18 protein-coding genes are annotated in these 19,241 nt (G+C 50.3%); 9 read left to right on the top strand and 9 right to left on the bottom strand.

Annotation, left to right across the window (positions count from 1 at the left end; all coding sequences use genetic code 11):
• Positions 1–70: 70 nt before the first annotated feature.
• From PsWM33_RS21410 to ccrA, 5 genes are all read right to left on the bottom strand, one after another.
• Positions 71–583, bottom strand: coding sequence for a CAP domain-containing protein (locus PsWM33_RS21410; RefSeq protein WP_063301577.1), 513 nt, complete (start codon positions 581–583; stop codon positions 71–73).
• Positions 584–728: 145 nt separating this feature from the next.
• Positions 729–1,994, bottom strand: a complete 1,266-nt coding sequence (locus PsWM33_RS21405) for a quaternary amine ABC transporter ATP-binding protein (RefSeq protein ID WP_063294495.1) — start codon at positions 1,992–1,994, stop codon at positions 729–731.
• A gap of 11 nt (positions 1,995–2,005) precedes the next feature.
• The gene (locus PsWM33_RS21400) at positions 2,006–2,863 is read right to left on the bottom strand and encodes an ABC transporter permease (RefSeq protein WP_063301637.1); all 858 of its coding nucleotides are present in this window, start codon (positions 2,861–2,863) and stop codon (positions 2,006–2,008) included.
• Between the two features lie 108 nt (positions 2,864–2,971).
• Positions 2,972–3,997, bottom strand: coding sequence for an ABC transporter substrate-binding protein (locus tag PsWM33_RS21395; RefSeq protein ID WP_063286104.1), 1,026 nt, complete (start codon positions 3,995–3,997; stop codon positions 2,972–2,974).
• Between the two features lie 575 nt (positions 3,998–4,572).
• Positions 4,573–5,868 (bottom strand): crotonyl-CoA carboxylase/reductase, encoded by a 1,296-nt coding sequence (gene ccrA / locus PsWM33_RS21390; protein WP_063301636.1) that lies wholly within the window; start codon positions 5,866–5,868, stop codon positions 4,573–4,575.
• A gap of 299 nt (positions 5,869–6,167) precedes the next feature.
• Here ccrA and PsWM33_RS21385 point away from each other — a divergent pair, with 299 nt between their 5' ends.
• Positions 6,168–8,165 carry a methylmalonyl-CoA mutase family protein gene (locus tag PsWM33_RS21385; RefSeq protein ID WP_063301576.1) on the top strand — a complete coding sequence of 666 codons (1,998 nt, stop codon included), beginning with the start codon at positions 6,168–6,170 and terminating at the stop codon, positions 8,163–8,165.
• A gap of 11 nt (positions 8,166–8,176) precedes the next feature.
• Here PsWM33_RS21385 and PsWM33_RS21380 read toward each other — a convergent pair whose 3' ends face one another.
• A complete protein-coding gene (locus tag PsWM33_RS21380) occupies positions 8,177–9,115 on the bottom strand; it encodes a LysR family transcriptional regulator (RefSeq protein ID WP_057463552.1) in 939 nt (312 codons plus the stop codon).
• A gap of 106 nt (positions 9,116–9,221) precedes the next feature.
• Between PsWM33_RS21380 and PsWM33_RS21375 the strand changes: the two genes are divergently transcribed.
• A complete protein-coding gene (locus PsWM33_RS21375; RefSeq protein ID WP_063294499.1) occupies positions 9,222–10,202 on the top strand; it encodes an MBL fold metallo-hydrolase in 981 nt (326 codons plus the stop codon).
• A gap of 38 nt (positions 10,203–10,240) precedes the next feature.
• Here the strand turns inward: PsWM33_RS21375 and PsWM33_RS26955 are convergent, their stop codons facing one another.
• Both PsWM33_RS26955 and PsWM33_RS27190 read right to left on the bottom strand, forming a co-directional pair.
• On the bottom strand, positions 10,241–10,771 hold the full coding sequence (locus tag PsWM33_RS26955; RefSeq protein WP_208989396.1) for an SH3 domain-containing protein: 531 nt from the start codon (positions 10,769–10,771) through the stop codon (positions 10,241–10,243).
• Positions 10,772–10,799: 28 nt separating this feature from the next.
• Complete coding sequence (locus PsWM33_RS27190) at positions 10,800–11,240, bottom strand: hypothetical protein (RefSeq protein ID WP_153039988.1); 441 nt, start codon at positions 11,238–11,240, stop codon at positions 10,800–10,802.
• A 240-nt stretch (positions 11,241–11,480) separates the two neighbouring features.
• On the opposite strand from PsWM33_RS27190, the gene xth reads away from it, so the two are divergent.
• Entirely contained in the window at positions 11,481–12,284 is an 804-nt protein-coding gene (gene xth / locus PsWM33_RS21365) for an exodeoxyribonuclease III (protein WP_193778446.1), read from the top strand.
• Positions 12,285–12,355: 71 nt separating this feature from the next.
• Here xth and PsWM33_RS21360 read toward each other — a convergent pair whose 3' ends face one another.
• Positions 12,356–13,330, bottom strand: a complete 975-nt coding sequence (locus PsWM33_RS21360) for an NADPH:quinone oxidoreductase family protein (protein ID WP_063301575.1) — start codon at positions 13,328–13,330, stop codon at positions 12,356–12,358.
• 170 nt (positions 13,331–13,500) lie between these two features.
• On the opposite strand from PsWM33_RS21360, the gene PsWM33_RS21355 reads away from it, so the two are divergent.
• From PsWM33_RS21355 to PsWM33_RS21330, 6 genes are all read left to right on the top strand, one after another.
• On the top strand, positions 13,501–14,061 hold the full coding sequence (locus PsWM33_RS21355) for an RNA methyltransferase (RefSeq protein WP_063301574.1): 561 nt from the start codon (positions 13,501–13,503) through the stop codon (positions 14,059–14,061).
• Positions 14,062–14,674: 613 nt separating this feature from the next.
• Complete coding sequence (locus PsWM33_RS21350) at positions 14,675–15,154, top strand: invasion associated locus B family protein (protein WP_063286442.1); 480 nt, start codon at positions 14,675–14,677, stop codon at positions 15,152–15,154.
• Between the two features lie 302 nt (positions 15,155–15,456).
• Complete coding sequence (gene rlmN, locus PsWM33_RS21345) at positions 15,457–16,713, top strand: 23S rRNA (adenine(2503)-C(2))-methyltransferase RlmN (RefSeq protein ID WP_063301634.1); 1,257 nt, start codon at positions 15,457–15,459, stop codon at positions 16,711–16,713.
• A gap of 137 nt (positions 16,714–16,850) precedes the next feature.
• On the top strand, positions 16,851–17,969 hold the full coding sequence (locus PsWM33_RS21340; RefSeq protein WP_063301633.1) for a hypothetical protein: 1,119 nt from the start codon (positions 16,851–16,853) through the stop codon (positions 17,967–17,969).
• Between the two features lie 106 nt (positions 17,970–18,075).
• Entirely contained in the window at positions 18,076–18,591 is a 516-nt protein-coding gene (locus PsWM33_RS21335; protein WP_063301573.1) for a metal-dependent hydrolase, read from the top strand.
• Positions 18,588–19,133 carry a hypothetical protein gene (locus tag PsWM33_RS21330; protein WP_063301572.1) on the top strand — a complete coding sequence of 182 codons (546 nt, stop codon included), beginning with the start codon at positions 18,588–18,590 and terminating at the stop codon, positions 19,131–19,133. The genes PsWM33_RS21335 and PsWM33_RS21330 overlap by 4 nt, the downstream gene beginning before the upstream one ends.
• Positions 19,134–19,241: the final 108 nt, after the last annotated feature.

Raw genomic sequence — 19,241 nt, 5'->3', positions numbered from 1 at the left:
AGTTTATCGCTGCAGCGCACAACGAGATACTGGCCTTTGGTCGCTCTTTTAGCCTCCAAAGGAAAGTGGGTTAACGCGGTCCGACTACGACAAGGCTCCAGAAAACCTTGTATTTTGACCGAGGCGCATAAGCCGTTGCAATACCAATGCGCGTTCCGTTTGCATCCAGCATCACTGCATTATGTTTTGGCGAGTCACGCCAGCCGGAAAAGGCTTCGGCCCATCGGCGATAACCAGCGCTGAGATTACCCACCGCATGAGCATCACCCTGCCCGGCCCTCTTCATCAAGACGGCGAGCTTAAGATCGCCCTTGCGCGCAGCGTTAACATCCTCCGCACGAGCCATTCCATCTGCCTGTGCCTGAGCAACACGCATCAAAGCTGGATCAACCGTAACCGGCGATAAATCTGATTGAGAACGATAGCTGGAGATCATTGAGGCCACAACACTCGCATCAATCTGCGCAGAGTGGCTCTCTAAGTTCTGATAGTAGCTTGGCGTTTCATCAGGGCTGACACAACCAGTGAGCATCAGTCCAACAGCAAGAACCAGAGCAATACTCCCACTACGAAACGTCTTCATACAAAATCACTTTTCGGCAAATTTCGAATCTCTCGGACACACTACCGACTAAATGAGGCAAACCAAGCTCAAACTAAAAGCACACGTATAAGTGAATTAAAAAAGGCCGGACAAAGCCGGCCTTTCAAACTTCTTGGTAAAAACGTTAGGACGCTTCTTTCAAAGCATGAGGCTTGGCTGTTTCAGCCGTCTCATTCTTCTCTTCAGCACCTTCAGTCTCAGCATCGGTTTGCTCTTCTGGAGGTGTCAGCACGCTACCCATCTCTTCTGGGCTCAACACGCCCATGAGATGTCCATCCTCACAAACAACTGGAACTGGATAATCTGCTTCCAATGTTGTTGGAAGAGCTTCTTCCAAAGTGCTTTCCAGCTCTACTGCGTTGCTGTCATCAGCAAAAGCATAAAGGGATGGACTATCACCTGGCTTAGCAACTTCCTCTGCAAGACCTTCTTGCGTAACGATGCCGCGGAATTCTTTGTCCTCAACCACATAACCAAAGTCTTCGTCATGACGACGCATATCGGCCAGCGCCTTTTCCATGTTGTCATGGGTAATACGCACAGCAGGTGGCTGCATAACGGTATCAACGGTCAACACGCGAGCACGGTTCACGTCACGCACAAACGCCCGCACATAATCATCAGCTGGTTCAAGTAGGATTTCTGGCGGCGTACCAACTTGTGACAGCACACCGTCCTTAAGAATCGCGATCTTGTCACCAATACGCAAAGCTTCATCCAGATCATGCGTGATAAACACAATGGTCTTATGCAGCTTCTCCTGCAGCTCCACCAACTGATCCTGCATCTGAGAGCGGATCAACGGATCAAGTGCAGAAAACGCTTCATCCATCAGCAGAATATCAGCATCTGTTGCAAGCGCACGGGCAAGACCAACACGCTGCTGCATGCCACCGGAAAGTTGGCTCGGGTACTGGTGTTCAAAACCACCAAGCCCAACCGTTTCAATCCACTCACGAGCAGTAGTCTCGCGGTCTGCTTTTGTAATGCCCTGCACTTCAAGACCGTAAGCAACGTTCTGAAGTACTGTCCGATGCGGCATCAGGCCAAAGCGTTGAAACACCATCGACATACGATGACGGCGGAAGTCTTCCAGCTCTTTATCAGAAAGAGCCATAACATCCTCGCCATCAACCAGAATGTGCCCGTCTGTTGGGTCAATCAAGCGGTTAAAGTGACGAATAAGCGTAGACTTACCAGAACCGGAAAGGCCCATGATCACAAAAATCTCGCCCTTCTCGATGCTAAGGGAGACATCATGCAGGCCAAGAGTATGGTCAGTTTCAGCAAGCAGCTGATCTTTGCCCACACCGTTTTTGACCTTGGCAAGCTCCTTGCCAGGCGCCTTGCCAAAAATCTTGGTAATGTTTTGTACTTCGATCAATGCCATGTGTTAGCGCCTCACCCTGTTATCTTGCGATGCGCCTGCATCCGTTGTCCGGCTGATTGTGTGATACGGTCAAACACAACGGCAAGAACAACAATCGCTAAGCCGCCGAGCAAACCTTGTCCTGCATCATTACGTTGCAACCCAAGCAGAACGGTTTCGCCCACGCCGCGTGCACCAATCATGGACGCAATCACCACCATAGCCAACGCCATCATCATAGTCTGGTTAATACCCTGCATGATGGAAGGCAGCGCAAGTGGGATTTGAACGCCCTTAAGGATCTGCCAGCGCGTCGCACCAAAGGCCCGGCTCGCCTCAACAACCTCTTCATCCACATAACGGATGCCAAGATCCGTCAGTCGAATAAGCGGAGGAGCAGCATAAATCACAGTCGCCAGAATAGCTGGCACCTTACCCAGACCAAACAGCATGGCCGCAGGAATAAGATAAACAAAGCTTGGAATAGTCTGCATCAAATCCAATACCGGATTGAGCAAAGCTCTGAAACGGTTTGAACGAGCAGAAATAACGCCAAGCGGCACGCCGATCACCACGGAGATCAGCACGGCAACGAGCAAGATCGCCACTGTTTGCATAGACTTTTCCCAAAGCCCCAATGTGCCGATGAACCACATGGCCCCCATCATAACCAGGCTAAGCCCCCACCGGCGGCTCGCAGCAAAGGTAATCAGGCCGATGCAGATCAAAATAACGATAGGGTCGGCACCTCGGAGAAGTCGCTCTAACCGCACCAGCAAAAATAGGATGGAGTTGGAAAAGGCCTCAAATCCATCGCCGTAATTCACGACGAGAAAATCAACCAGATCGTTTGTGGAAGTCCGGATAGGTTTCCCAAAGTTGGGAAACACGTCGAAAGCCATGTGATCCTCTTATTCTTCATAGCAAGGATCACGGAAACAAGTTCCGTGATCACTTTTCATTCGCTAATTTTCAAAAACAGTCAGCTGTCTTTGATATTACAGAGCAGATTTCACACGCTCAGCGACATCAGCTGGAACCCAACCGGTCCAGAGTTCTTCGTTGTTTTTCAGGAACTCAGCAGCAGCATCATCTGTGGTTCCGCCAGTGTCCTGCATGTAAGCAAGAGCTTTGGAAACGTCATTACTGGTGGTTTCATAAGCAGTCAGGAACTCAACCAGTTTAGGCGCAGAAGTATGGAACTCTGTGTTGACGAAGACGTGCGTCGCAGACAGAGGATACGCAACCGCCTCGGTCACTTTGGATGGATCTGTCTCTGCAGACAGCTTATCCCAAGCTTCTTTGCTGTAGGCAGGCTCTTCCAGCTGAATCAGATCATCAGCAACCTTACCCATGACCCAGGTTGGACCCCAGTAATAAAACACGATTGGCTTCTTACGACGAACGTTTGATTCAATCGCAGCTGCAAGCGCTGCACCTGTACCAGGACGGAAGTTCACAAAGCTATCAAGCAAGCCATAAGCGTTGAGCTTTTTGGAGTTGATGACCTCACAGCCCCAACCAGCGATACAGTTGTAGAAGCGACCTTTTTCTGGCTCTTCTGGGTCAGAAAACACGTCTTTGTACTTTGGCAGGTCAGATACAGACTTCAGACCTTTTGCGGGCGCGTCATCGCCTTCAACCAGATATTTTGGAATAAACCAAGCCTGTGTCGCATCAGGGAAGTTCACGCCAAGATCAACAAACTGGTTCTTCGCTTTGCCTTCAGCAAGAGCTTCAGTCACGTTGTCTGGCCAGATTTCCATGGTCACATCGATATCGCCACGCGCCATACCGTTCAGAAGCGGAATAGTGGAGCCTGGGATGACATCCGTTTCACAGCCGTACCCTTTTTCAGCAATGAACTGAGCTACAGAGTTGTGAAAAGCATTGGAGTCCCAATCCAAACCAGCAAACACGATAGGACGGTCAACTTCACAAACAGGATCTGCAGCTTCTGCTGTAGACACAGCAAAAGGGAATGCAACTACGCATGCAGCGAGAGCAGATTTAAAATTCAACACGGATGCCTCCAAACAACCAAAACATACTTTTTGTTCGGTCAGAGAGAAAAGCCGCCAAGGACAGCTTGTCGTTCTGGCCGTAATGCTAAGTCAAAAACTCAGCAATTGCAGGACACACTAGGTTGAGCACATCAACTGCACCGTTAAAAATAGATAAATTCAATTTTCTGTCAACTTAGACATCTGCTCAAGATATTTTCCGAAAATAAATATAAAAAGATATACTATGTGAATACACTGAATATGAAGTTATAAAGCTTTCACAACTCCCTAGTACCACCATTTAAAACGCAAAATAAGAGAAAAAAAATTTACTGAAGCAAAACTACTATTTTAAACTTTCTTTTACAGGTAATCCCCACGGAAAATTCAGGTAATTTCACAGTAAATTGAAATAAAAAATAACGTCAAATGATGTCGAATAATCACGTAGATTACAAAAAGAAAAGCGCAGAGAAAATCTGCGCTCATTTAATAATATTGAATCATCGTTCAATAAAAAAATATAAGTGAGAAACTTAAGGAAACCGGGAAGTTGACAGCATAAAAGCGCCAACTTCCTTTCGTGATCCTACTTAGCTTTCAGTGGCTTCAATAACATCCTCAAGTGAGCGTAAACCAGTCTTTGGTGCACACACCAAAACCGCCATGTTTCCTGGGGCATGCTGGTTCTTCCACATCTTCATATGAGCCTGCGGAATCTGGTCCCATGAGAACACTTCACTCATACAAGGGTCGATACGGCGATCAATCACGAACTTGTTCGCCTCACTCGCCTGCTTCAAATGCGCGAAATGCGAACCCTGAATACGCTTCTGGCGCATCCATACGTAGCGAGCATCCATGGTCAGATTGAAGCCGGAGGTACCCGCACAAAACACAACCATACCACCGCGTTTGGCAACCAGTGTTGATACCGGAAACGTTGCTTCACCTGGGTGCTCAAACACCATATCAACGTCATTACCCTTACCGGTAATGTTCCAGATCGCCTTACCAAACTTACGCGCTTCCTTGGTCCACGTATCATACTCAGGCGAGTTCACCTTCGGCAGCTGACCCCAACAATCAAAGTCTTTTCGATTGATAACGGCCTTTGCTCCAAGCGACATCACGTATTCGCGTTTGCTCTCATCTGAAATAACGCCAATCGCATTCGCTCCGGCAGCAGCAATCAGCTGAACCCCAAACACACCGAGACCGCCAGAAGCCCCCCAAACCAGAACATTCTGACCTGGCTTCAAATCATGCGGTGCATGACCAAACAGCATACGGAATGCAGTCGCCAGAGTAAGAGTGTAGCAAGCGCTCTCTTCCCAAGTCAGGTGTTTAGGACGCGCCATCAGCTGCTGAGATTGAACACGAGCGAACTGCGCAAATGACCCATCAGGTGTCTCATAACCCCAAATCCGTTGGGAGTTAGAGAACATCGGATCACCGCCGTTACACTCCTCATCATCCCCGTCATCCTGGTTACAGTGAACGACAACTTCGTCGCCTACCTTCCAGCGAGTAACTTTGGAACCAACCGCCCAAACGATACCGGAGGCATCAGAACCAGCGATATGATAGGGCTGCTTATGAACCTTAAAAACGGAAATCGGCTCGCCAAGGGCAGCCCAAACGCCGTTGTAGTTCACGCCTGCTGCCATAACCAGAATGAGCACTTCATGGCTGTCCAACTCCCACGTTGGCACCACTTCCTTGACCATCGCTGTATCAGGGGAACCATGGCGCTCTTGGCGAATGGTCCACGCCCACATGTTCTTTGGAACATGTCCCAGCGGTGGAATTTCACCAATCTCATAGAGGTCCTTGAACTCAGAGCCTCCCTCTGACCCAGCTTCGACAACCCGTGCAACGGAACTCATGATATTCTCCTCCAAGTTTGCGTTGCGCCCTTCCCTCATGAGAGTGAAAGCAAGTTCTCTGCTAACGCTTCCAATCCACTATTTGCTGCAACGCAAAACAATACAACCTGTCAATATCGGCTATCTGAGAATTATCATTACAAATAACTCATGAAATATATACAACTATTGCTTAACTTGCGAAGAATACTTCTTCTAATGTTGCATTGCACCAACCATTAAAACCTATGCAAAGGTGTAGGCAGAATTGAGATCTTGTCCCTTATAAAATGCTGGGAGGATCAGGGAGGCAATAGACTATGAGTACCGGTTCACCTAAAGGCGCAACTAAAGACCGTCCGTGGATGTTCCGCACATATGCAGGACACTCCAACGCTGCAGACAGCAACCGGCTCTACCGCACGAACCTCGCAAAGGGTCAGACGGGCCTTTCTGTTGCGTTCGATCTCCCAACTCAGACAGGATACGACCCGGACCATCCGCTCTCGCGCGGTGAGGTTGGCAAGGTTGGAGTACCCATCTCTCATCTGGGAGACATGCACACCCTCTTCAACGAGATCCCACTGGAGCGCATGAACACCTCCATGACGATCAACGCAACAGCCCCATGGCTGCTCGCGCTCTATGCGGCGGCGGCTGATGAGCAAGGCGCGGACCGCTCTCTGTTGGCTGGCACCACCCAGAATGATCTGATCAAGGAATACCTATCCCGCGGCACCTATGTCTTCCCGCCCACCCCGTCCATGCGTCTCACAACCGATGTGATTTCATGGACTTACACGAACATGCCCAAATGGAACCCGATGAACGTGTGTTCCTACCATCTGCAAGAAGCAGGAGCGACACCAGTACAGGAACTCTCCTTCGCGCTCGCCACTGCTATCGCAATTCTGGACAATGTTCGCGCTTCTGGTGTCATCTCTGAAAGCGATTTCCCTAAACTCGTGGGCCGGATTTCCTTCTTCGTAAATGCAGGCATGCGCTTCATCACCGAGATGTGTAAAATGCGAGCATTTACAGAGCTTTGGGATGAGATTTGCCGCGATCGTTATGGCGTTGAAGAAGAGCGTTACCGTCGCTTCCGGTACGGCGTTCAGGTCAACTCACTCGGCTTGACAGAACCGCAACCAGAAAACAACGTGTACCGGATTCTCGTTGAGATGCTGGCTGTTGTCCTCTCTAAAAACGCGCGCGCTCGTGCCGTTCAGCTACCAGCATGGAACGAAGCTCTTGGCCTCCCGCGACCATTCGACCAACAGTGGTCCCTGCGCATGCAGCAAATCATGGCCTATGAGACGGACCTGTTGGAATATGCAGATATCTTCGATGGCTCCAAAGAGATTGAAACCAAGGTCGAAGCGCTCAAAGAACAAGCAAGAGAAGAACTTGCCCGCATCGCAGAAATGGGCGGTGCGGTTGCAGCCGTTGAGTCCAGCTATATGAAGCAGAAGCTCGTGGAGTCCAACTCCAAGCGTCTGGCAGGCATTGAATCTGGCGATCAGATCGTCGTCGGCGTCAACAAATGGACTGAGACTGAACCATCTCCATTGGCATCAGATGAAGACGGCGGCATCCTCACGGTTCCAGAGCATGTTGAAGAAGAAGCCATCCAGCGCATTCAGACCTGGCGAGCTGAACGTGACGAGAACGCTGTTAAATCCGCTCTACTGGAGCTCCGCGCAGCAGCTTCTTCTGACAACAACATTATGGAAGCATCTATCAAAGCAGCTCAGGCAGGTGCGACGACTGGAGAATGGGGCGCTACCCTGCGTGAAGTCTTCGGCGAATATCGTGCCCCAACTGGCGTCGGCAAAGCGGCGCCGGATGACAACAAGAGCCTTGCAGAGGTGCAGAAAAAAGTCTCCGAGCTTTCAGAGAAGCTGGGCCGACGGCTTAAATTCCTCGTTGGCAAACCGGGGCTGGATGGCCACTCCAATGGCGCAGAGCAGATCGCAGTACGTGCCCGTGATTGCGGCATGGAAGTTGTTTACGAGGGCATTCGCCTAACGCCTGCCCAAATCGTCAACGCCGCTCTTGAAGAAGGCGTCCACGTCGTAGGCCTATCGATCCTGTCTGGCTCACATTTGGCACTGGTCCATGATGTGCTCGACAAAATGAAAGAAAACAGCTTGGAGGATATTCCGATCATCATTGGCGGCATTATACCGTCAGAGGATGCCGAAGAACTGAAAAACGCAGGTGTTGCAGCCGTTTACACACCAAAGGACTTCCACCTGACAGAAATCATGTCAGACATTGTCCGCATCGTAGATGAGCAGGTCAACGAGACTGTCTAACGCCTATAAAATTAGGCAGGTTGGGCAAGTTGAACAGGCTTCTGCCCAACCAATCGTATGCCCGGAGCATCCCGGAATCGTTCAATCATCGCATCGATGAAGATCTCGGTTTTACGTGTCACCGCATCGCGCGAAGGGTAGACAAGGTAGACCGGCTTCTCTTCGCACTGATAGTCAGGAAGTAGCCGTTGTAATTGCCCGTTTGCCTCAAAATCTCGCATCATAAACAACGGCATGCGCGTAAATCCAACTGAGTTCAACAAGGCTTGCACCATCACCTGGGGGTGCCCAGCGACAAACTCAGACTTCAAAGCAACTACATGCTTTTGCCCATGTCGGAACATATCCAGCGAACTGACCAACTTCTCGTATCTGTATTGAATGTAGTTGAGGTCAGACAGCGCCTCGGGACTTTGCGGCATACCATGCTTTGCAAGATAGTCTGGGCTGGCTGCCAAACAGGTTTCAACAATCGCAATTTTTCTGGAAATCCCAGAGGTATCTCCGGTGATGCCTGTACGGATCGCTAAATCGATACCGGTTTGCACAACATCAATCAGATCATCATCCATTTTAATTGAGACTGAAAGGTCTGGGTATTGCTTTCGAAGGTCGAAGATAAGCGGTGTGATTATATCAGCGCCCATAGCCTGAGAAACAGAAACAACCAATGAACCACTCTCTGCTGCTGCTTGGTCCTGTACTTCCTCAAACATCAGAGCGCTCTGACGCAGCATCTTTTGAGCATGCTCATAAACGATCTTTCCGGCAACTGTCGGCTTAACGCCTTTGTTAGTTCGGAAAACAAGCTCTTGCCCGACCTGCGCTTCAAGCAGGTTCAGCTGCTGGCTCATAGCGGGCTGACTGATATGGCGTTGACGCGCACCACCACTCAACGACCCGTTGTCAATGACACGAACAAAACTCTCCAGTAAATTCAGAAGATCCATAACTGCTCCATAAGCACTGCTTATATCCAAGATAAGGCTTGGACCTCTGCACTTCCAGTATCAACCCCACAATATTGCTCTCATGCTTGTAAATGAGGAGCCTTTCATGACACTTTCACGCCGATCTTTTATATCCGCAGCCGCGTCCATTGCGGGCGCAGGTGCAGTTGCCCCGGCAATATCATCTCTTGCGCTCGCAGCAGCGCCCAAAATCGGAACACAGGTTCCCGGCATCTATCGCTTCTCGGTAGGAGACATTGAAGTTACAGCAATTCTGGACGGACACTTGGGTTTAGATCCGTCATTGGTCATTGGGTTTGACCAGAAGGTAGCTGAGGAAACTCTAAAGCAAAATTTCCTCAGCCCCAACACGGCGGACATGTCTATCTCTGTAAACGGATATCTCATTAATACGGGCGACAAGTTGGTAGTGGTCGATACTGGCACCGCCGATCTAATGGGCCCGACACTTGGTCGTTTCCATCAAAACCTGAAAGCAGCTGGCTATAACGCCTCTGATGTAGATGCCGTAGTGCTCACGCATCTACACATCGATCACGTAGGGGGGCTGATCTCTAAATCGGGAGAAAAGCTCTTCCCGAACGCTGAGTTCATCGTTCATGAGGTCGAATACAACTTCTGGCATGATGAAGGCACACGCTCAAAGTTCCCCAAAGACCTCCAGCATTTCATTGATCTCGCTCAGAACGTTTCAAAGCCTTATGAAAACCAAAAAACGCTCATCAGCAAAGATGGCGAGTTCATCAAGGGACTGGACGCTGTCTTCCTTCCCGGTCACACACCCGGACATATGGGCATCCGCATTCACTCCAATAATGAAGAAGTGCTGATCTGGGGTGACACAGTCCACTCCATTGGGCTCCAGTTTGCAAACCCGGATTGGACAATCGCATTCGATACCGATCAGGAAGTAGCTCGACAAACACGGCGCAGAATACTGGATCAGGTTTCAGCAGATAGAACACCAGTCGTCGGCATCCACCATGACTTCCCCGGCCTAGGGCATGTTCGTAAGGATGGAAGCGCCTTCGAATACCATGAAGTCAGCTGGCAGCATAAGATATAGAGAAACAAGAGCTCACGAGGCACCTCGTGAGCTCTCTTCTATCGAGCAGGCGACAACGGTGTGGCTGGTATTGATGGCGGCGCTATCGGTTGAGCTGGTGTTAACGGGATAGCTGGCCGTATCGGTGGAGCAATTGGCCGTGACGGTTGCAACGGATAAGCAGGAATTTCATGCCGTGGGCGTGGATATGGACGCCAACGCGGATAACGCGGGTAAACTGGATAGCGTCGATAGACAAAGGGCAGACCCACATACGGTGCTACATAAGGAAGTGTACGAGAGTAGTGCGGCCCTGCAACTCCATATCGAATATATCTGGCAGAAACCCACCCCGGAGCGCCTCGGAATGTCAGGTCACACCATGAACCGTTCTTGGTGCAGTAATTGATGAAAACCACACCGCCCGCCGGTATTGTCGTGATGACAGGATATCTGGTGCCAGGCCCTGTCCTCATGTTTACACCGTTGGTGGTGTATCCGGCATGCCCGCGCTGTGCAAAAGCAGCATTGGAATAAATAAGAACAGCCAGAAGAACGAGACCGGCAATCACCCAAGCCAAAATCTTCATAACGCTCCCTTCCAGCCTCTTTAAGGTACTATCGGCCATAAGAAGGGCCTCCATAGGATGGCCCACTAAATCCCGGCGAACCAGGTGATCCTGGACTTGGAGGCAAGCCTGTAATCGGTGGAGCTGCGGGCAGAGGTCCTGAAGGACCCGGAAGTGGTGGAGGCAAAGAGCCTGGACGCGCAGATCCTGCAGGATAAGCTCCCGGAGGCGGATTGAACTGCGAATGATCCGCATCCCGATCCGTTGGTAAGTAGGGCTGTGCTTGCCCCGGCCTCAAACTGTCTCCCGGCTCAACTGGTCGATCTAAAGGCTTGATGGGTGGGATAATATTGCTGCGCTCATTGAACTGAACCTGCTGAAATCCGGGATAATCAACGGACCCTGAACGCGTAGACAAGCTGTTTGCACTCACAGATTGAACCACGACACCTGCTGCGAGACAACAGCCTACAAGCATTGCGTATTTCATTTGACCCTAGTCCTAATTGCAGGCTGGCCAAAACCAACAGCCAGCATAATTAGGAGAAGAGTGCCACCAAGGGGCTAACAACGTGCGCTGACAAAACATCGGGTTTTAGAAGCAATTTATGTCTCGCTTTGAAGAATATAACGTGAACAAATTCGCAGTTCACATCAGTTTTTCTAGCCAGAACCCCGCCTAAGCCTTAGGTTTGAGGTATGATTCTCCAAAGCAGGTAAACACGCCCCCATGACGAACCGCCTCAAGATTGTAACGTGGAACATTAACTCAGTCCGCCTCCGCCTTCCTATTGTCGAGAAAATGTTACTGGATCACGCCCCTGACGTTTTGTGCCTGCAGGAAACAAAGTGCCCGGATGGAAGCTTCCCAACGGCAGCAATCAATAAGCTGGGCTATCGTCATGTAGAGGTACACGGTCAAAAGGGCTACCACGGTGTTGCTCTTCTCTCACGCGTGCCGCTGGAAAATGTTGAGCGCAAAGAATTCTGCGAGATGGGCGATACCCGCCATATCGCAGCAGATGTTGCCTTTAATGGCGGTAAAGTCCGCATCCATAACTTCTACGTCCCAGCAGGCGGCGATGTGCCGGACCCTGAGGTCAACGACAAGTTCGCTCACAAGCTCAAGTTCCTCGATGAAATGGAAAGCTGGTTCAAGGGTTTCGACGGCCAGTCAGTCGTTGTTGGAGACCTGAATATCGCACCTTACGAAAACGATGTCTGGTCTCACAAGCAACTCATCAAAGTCGTCTCTCACACACCGCTGGAATGCCAGCGCCTCGAAGATGTTCGCGAAGCTGGTAACTACGTAGATACCATGCGCAAACACATGCCGATGGATGAGAAGATTTACACCTGGTGGAGCTACCGCGCCAAAGACTGGTCCGCATCCAACAAAGGTCGCCGTCTCGACCATGTCTGGATGACCCCGGAAACAGCGCAGCACACCAAAGACGTCCAGATTATACGGGACGCACGCGGTTGGGGAAAACCATCTGACCATGCACCGGTCATGGCTGTGCTGGAAGCCTGATCCCACGGAATCAGACTTGCCATTTAACGATGAAAAGCGGGAGCATCTCCCGCTTTTTCCATATCAACCTATTAAGGAATGAGCAGCACTTTCCCTTTGGCTCTGCGGCTCGAGATTTCCTCTAAGCCCAATGCAATGTCTTCCAACGGATACTCTGCATGGATATGCGGTTTCAACTTCCCATCAGCAACCCATTGGAACAGCTGCTCACAATCTTTGTGATGCTCTTCAGGCTCACGAACCACTGCCTCTCCCCAAAACACGCCGAGAACATCACAGCCTTTCAGCAAGGTAAGGTTCGCGGGGATCTTTTGGATCGTTCCAGAGGCAAATCCAACAACCAGATAACGTCCACGCCATCCCGTTGCACGCAAGGCATCATCAGCATGATCCCCGCCTATGACGTCGTAGACCACCTCAAGCCCTTTACCATCCGTCAGATCCTTCAGCTTCTGTTTCAGACCACCTTCAGAATAGTTGACCAGAACATCAGCGCCGCAAGCTTTTGCGTGAGCAAGCTTATCTTCCGAAGACGCGCAAGCAATCACCCGGGCTCCCATCAGCTTTGCAACCTCAACAGCAGCCTGCCCTGCTCCACCAGAGGCACCCAACACAGCAACCGTCTCCCCCGCCTGTAACCGCGCCCGGCTACGAAGGCCGTGAATAGCCGTCCCGTAAGCAATCAAAAGTCCGGCTGCATGCTTGAGCGAAACTTCATCCGGCACCTGCACCAGTTCATGTTCAGGGGCAACATATAGCTCTCTTGCAGCTCCCCATTTCGCGTAGGAGGCTACCCGATCCCCAACCTTGAACCGCGAAACACCATCACCGACGGCTTCAACAATGCCCGCCATTTCACCCGAGGGCGAAAACGGGAGTTCCGGCTTAAACTGATACTTCCCTTGAATGATCAATGTATCGAAGTAATTGAGTGCTGCCGCTTTCACACGAACCAACACCTCTCCAGCTCCAACATTCGGGTCGTCCAGTTCTCGAACGACCAGATCATCCGGCCCCCCAAGTTTTTCGCAGATAACAGCTTTCATAAAATGTGACCCTCTCTCTGACCTCCAAAATTACACGGGCATTCACAAAATCTCAAAGCCGTCTTTGGTGCCATTTTGCGATTAAAACACCCAAACATGCCGCTACACTTGCGGGAACACCACAGTTGGAGGTATGAAGCGCACAACATCAACAACGAGAAAAACTGGGCATGCGCGGTTATTTTGCTATTGGCTCTGAAGGGCTTTCCAAATCCATGAATGTTGGCACGCTGATGCGTACTGGTCATGCATTCGGAGCAAGTTACTTTTTTACAGTCGACGCGCACATCAAAGGCCTTGGCAAAGCGATGAAGGCTGATACCTCCAAGAGCCCGGATCACTTGCCCTACTTCGCCTGGAACTCGGTTGATGAGATGCAATTCCCGCGTGGCTGTAAAATAGTGGGTGTTGAGCTCACCGACGATGCGATCGAGCTTCCAAGCTTCGGGCATCCGTTGCAAGCAGCTTATATACTCGGACCAGAACGTGGCTCTCTGTCACAAGAGATGCAGGATCGCTGCGATTACATCGTCAAAATCCCAACCAAGTTTTGCTTGAATGTTGGTGTGGCTGCCGCTCTGGTCTTGTATGACCGCTATATGGCACACGGAAAGTACGCTGAGCGCTCTCTCACTGCAGGCGCCCCGAAAGATCCATTACTGGAACATATTCACGGCGCTCCAATTTTCCGAAGTGGCCGAAAGGTTCCCGGCTTCGACAGCAACTCATGAGTGATTCGAAATACGGTTGCCATTTCTGATACATACTCTGAAACGGCAACCTTTATTTCTCACCATAGCAAATGCCTTGTATAAATTTTTAAGGTGTTTCCCTTTCCCACACCCAGTCTCTTTCACATTACAAATTCGTAATTCTTTGAGGCTCCACACTTCGCATTTTCTCTCAATCTGTGCACACTATGTGGAAAGGTGCCCATATTTTTTACTGGGTAAAATGCCGCCAATTAGTTTGAAAACATGCCGGAAAATCTGAGCTTTTAAAGGCGATTAGCCCTTATTTACTAGCGCGTTAAATACAACCGAAAATCAACTTGCATATCTACTGTCTTCGATCACTTAAAACAGAAATTCATTAGTGGCTTTACGCTTGATATTATGGCTGTGCGTGCCACACTCCCGCCAGATTTCTGATGGCAGCATTCATAGAGCGGTTCAAAGGCAAATAATTTTTTGCCTCTGTAAAAACAGGGTATCAACCCTTTTGTAACCATCTTTAAAGTAACCCTAACATTAAGTTTTATGGGTTTTCGCACAGAATCTCAGATTTTGTCGTACGCAACGCGGTTTGGAGAAGATGCAAGCACGTATCCTGATAACTGCCTTTATGGCTCTTGGTATCTCGGGCGCGACTGCAAATGCGCAGTCTCCTGCCCTCTTGAAAGAAAACAAGGATTGGGCAACTTACACCTTTAACACCCAGAGCGGTGGTAAGGTGTGTTATGCCATTTCCGCACCAACACAGTCACTGCCGACTGATAGAAACCATGGAGAGGTCTTCTTCTTCGTTTCTACCCGTCCAAGTGAAGGCGTTGCTAATGAACCAAGCTTTATAGTGGGTTATCCATTTAAAGAAGGCTCCTTGGTCACGACCAATGTTGATGGTCAGCAGTTCACCATGTTCACCAAAGGTGACGGCGCATGGGTTCAGAACGCTGCGGAAGAAAAGCGTTTGGTTGACGCAATGAAAGCAGGCAGTTCCATGTCTATTTCTGGTCAGTCCGCACGTGGCACCCAAACTTCCTACAAATTCTCTTTGAGCGGCATCACTGCTGCTGTCAGAGACGCATCCAGCGCCTGCCAATAAGGTTCTGATGCCCGAAATTGTTTGAATTTACAGAGTTCTCTTGCCTGCACCAGCTTGCCGCCACGCAATTTGAGATCTGGGATGTTCAAACTAAGCGATTTCGGCTATAAGCGTGCCGAATACGTAGGCGGTTGCTGCTAGCGACCGCCTCTCGCATTTTTAGCAGCGAGCAACGGGTATACATAACCTGTTATTTTTCCTGCTGAATCGTATTGCCGAAAAGTGAGGCACATTTTTCGGGTTTGAATACGCAAAGAACATAAGCTTAAAGCCAAGCATCTAAGAAAAACTGGTGAATGACCATGGCGGTATCGTTAGACATCGCGCACAAATCCGCTGATCCAGCGGCAACCAGCGCAGCAAACCCTTCTCCTGCAACCATTCCTGTGCAGGAAGAAAAGCCATCTCTGATCGGCTTAAACCGTGAAGAGCTAGGCAATGCCCTTGCTGCAGTTGGAGTCCCTGAGCGCCAGATCCGCATGCGCGTCAACCAGCTGTGGCACTGGCTCTATGTCCGGGGCATTTCCGATTTCGGCAAAATGAGCAATGTCTCAAAAGACCTGCGCACTAAGCTGGAGTTTGCCTTTACCATTGCCCGTCCAGAGATCGTCACTGAACAGGTCTCCGTTGATGGCACCCGTAAATGGCTGTTCCGCTTTCCATCACGTGGCGCTGGCAAGCCGGTTGAAGTAGAAACTGTCTACATTCCAGAAGAAGATCGCGGCACGCTCTGCATCTCTTCCCAGGTCGGCTGTACCCTCACCTGCACGTTCTGCCACACCGGCACACAGAAGATGGTTCGCAACCTGACAGCTGAAGAGGTCCTTGCGCAGCTCATGCTCGCGAAAGATCGCCTCAACGACTTCCCGGATGCAGATGCACCGGAAGGTGGCTTGGATGCATCCACATCCAACCGTCGCCGTATCACCAACATCGTGATGATGGGCATGGGCGAGCCGCTTTATAATTTTGAGAACGTCAAGAAAGCACTTCTGATCGCCTCTGATGGAGACGGCCTATCCCTCTCCAAGCGCCGCATCACACTGTCCACGTCTGGCGTAACACCAGAGATCGCACGAACAGGTGATGAAATCGGCTGCATGCTGGCAATCTCACTGCATGCTGTGAATGACGAGTTGCGCAACACGCTGGTTCCGATCAACAAGAAGTACAATCTGGAAACACTGCTGCAAGCATGTCGTGATTATCCGGGCCTGTCCAACGCAAAGCGCATCACTTTCGAATACGTGATGCTGAAGGGCGTCAACGACAGCTTGGAAGATGCAAAGAAACTGGTTCAGTTGCTCAAAGGCATCCCGGCAAAAATCAACCTGTTGCCATTCAACCCATGGCCGGGCTCTCCATATGAGTGCTCCGATTGGGAGCAGATCGAAGAGTTCGCAGATGTTGTGAACCGCGCAGGTTATGCTTCTCCAATCCGCACACCACGCGGACGAGATATCTTTGCAGCCTGTGGTCAGCTGAAGTCAGCATCCGAGCGTCTCCGCAAATCTGAGCGTGAAGCGCTGGAGAAAGCACAGGCTCAAGGCGAAGCCTGAGCAAAATAAAGCATGAATGCAAAAAGAAGGCCGGCGTTTGTCTGAAACGCCGGCCTTCTTTGTCTCATTCACGTCATATGCACGGAGTCCGGCTATCGTCCCATTCAGGACAGATGAAGCAACTGGACATCAATGCAATGACCGAGAAAGCACATCCCTCTCAACAGCACGCCACAACAACTGGCATGAAAGGCAAGGGGTTTTACAACAAAAACTCCACACCACAACAAGCCACAATTGCCTATGTGTATCCATGGCTGCATGAAGCCATGGCCAGCCTACCAATGCCAAACGATAGTTCTCTCCTACGTTTTGTAGACTACGGATGTTCTGAGGGTGCAAACTCAATGCAGATCATGGCGCAGCTCACTGCAGCTGCCAGACAACGTGGGAGCAACTCGATCCAGACAATCCATAGTGACCTGCCCAGCAACGATTATTCCACCTTGCTTGATGCCATCGGCAACCGTGCCCAGCCGCCCTACACCGACCCAACTGTTTTCGGCAGTATTGTAGGTGGTTCCATGTTCAACCAGCTTTTGCCTCCCAGCTCCACCCATCTGGCCACATCCTTCAACGCCACAGTGTTCCTCTCAGAGCGCCCATTGGAACGTCTACCCGACTACGTTCTGCCAAACGGCCCGAGCCTCGCTACCGAAAAAGGCTCAGTTTCAGCACAGGATAGAGAAATACTCGAGAGACAGGCTGCCTATGATCTGGAAACATTTTTGAAGGCACGGGCAAATGAGCTTGAGCCAGGCGGCAAACTCCTACTGCAAACTGTCGGCAGAAATGAAGATGTCTCAACCGCAGACGGGATCGTGAACTTGTTCAATCTGTCTTTGCTTGATCACGTCGCCAACCACTCAATCTCTCAAGATGCCTACGAGCGCTACTATCATCCTGTCTATATACGCAACTTGGAGCAGCTCACAGCCCCAGTAAAACCCGAGAGTGGCTCGCTATCTCACCTGTTCACCATAGACAAAGCAGAATGCTATGAAACACCTGTCTCATTTGTTGAGCAGTACAAGCAAGACAACGACGCCTCAGCCTACGCCCAGCAAATGGTGAACTTCTACCGAGCCTTCACTGAAGCTCCACTACAGGCCGCTCTCTCAGGCACGCCAAACCTCAGCGAGCTCCTCGACAGCATCTATGCCCGAGGCGAAGAGCGCATCCGCGAGGCTCCACACCTCTACGACTTCCACTTCATCAGCGTAGCCATGCTGCTGACCAGAACACAGAACAGCTGAAACCCCAATCGTTTGTGCGAACACGCGTGTTTTTGTGATCATCACAAACTCTCGCCACAGTCATGATTGAAGCTTCTTAGACCTTCATAGTCTATTGGTTTCAATCATGTTTATTGCCCATTTGCCCGCCGGCTATCTACTCGGAAAAGCGGCAACTAAATACCTCGGTCAAAAATCTAAACAGCTCATCATTTGGACTTCAATTGGCAGCGTCTTACCTGACGCTGACATGCTTTATATCTATCTCATAGACAATCAAAGCACCCATCACCGACACTATCTTACTCACTGGCCAATAACATGGATGATGCTTATTGCCCTGTCTGCCATCCTTTTGCATCGGAACTTCCGTGTTGGGGTCATTCCGCTTGGCCTTGGTATGGGCGGCCTTTTACATATGCTCCTTGATAGTGTTGCTGCTCCCGTATTCTGGCTTGCACCATTTTCCAAACTTCAAGTTGAACTGGTCAAAATTCCAGCTATCTATGACAACTATATTTGGAGCTTCATATTGCACTGGACATTTGCATTTGAAATCCTCATCTGCTCAGTAGCTCTTGGTGTATTCTGGGCGAGCCGTTTTCCTAGACACCAGAGACAGATGCAAAGGACTGCACAATGATCGACGGAACCAAGCTCTTCATCCAGCTGCTCCGGATTGCTCTTGGTTTCTCACTCGCAATCATTGCGGCGGGCTTGTTTTTATCCTGGGGCTTTTTCAGAACTTTGAGTGTTCACGGTGGACCAGAGACTGACATCATTCAGTTGCTGGTGATCACATGGAGTACCATCATCTCTGCAAGCGCGATTGGCGCGCTCTCTCTCATCCCGAGCGGCTTCGCAATTGGCTTTGCAGAACTCATGAAATGGCGCGGCGTTATCTACCACGTATCCGCAGGTGGTATTATCGCGCTGGTACTTTGGGGCATTGGCGGTGCTCTTCCAACCGACTTGTTTTATGCATCCAGCGAGACGGGCAGTATCATCGCCTATTCAACATCAGGAACCACAGTCCCAACACCAGCCTCCGAAGGCTTCCGCCCCGGCTCATCCATTGCCGCATCAGCCGGATTTATCGCAGGTTTTATCTACTGGATTGTTGCTGGTCGAGAGTCAGGCGGATGGTGGATCAACAAACCCTCTTCTCCGCAAGCCTCTCGTTAAGGCAGTCATTTCACCTCTCAAATGACGAGACCTCCAAATTCCAACCGCCTCTAACAACTAAGTAATTTAACAGACGAAAAGATACCGATATAAACCTTGCAGATTGCA

Source organism: Pseudovibrio sp. WM33, assembly GCF_001623165.1.
In the GTDB taxonomy this organism is placed as follows: Bacteria; Pseudomonadota; Alphaproteobacteria; order Rhizobiales; family Stappiaceae; genus Pseudovibrio.
This window is presented reverse-complemented; position numbering and strand designations above follow the sequence as displayed.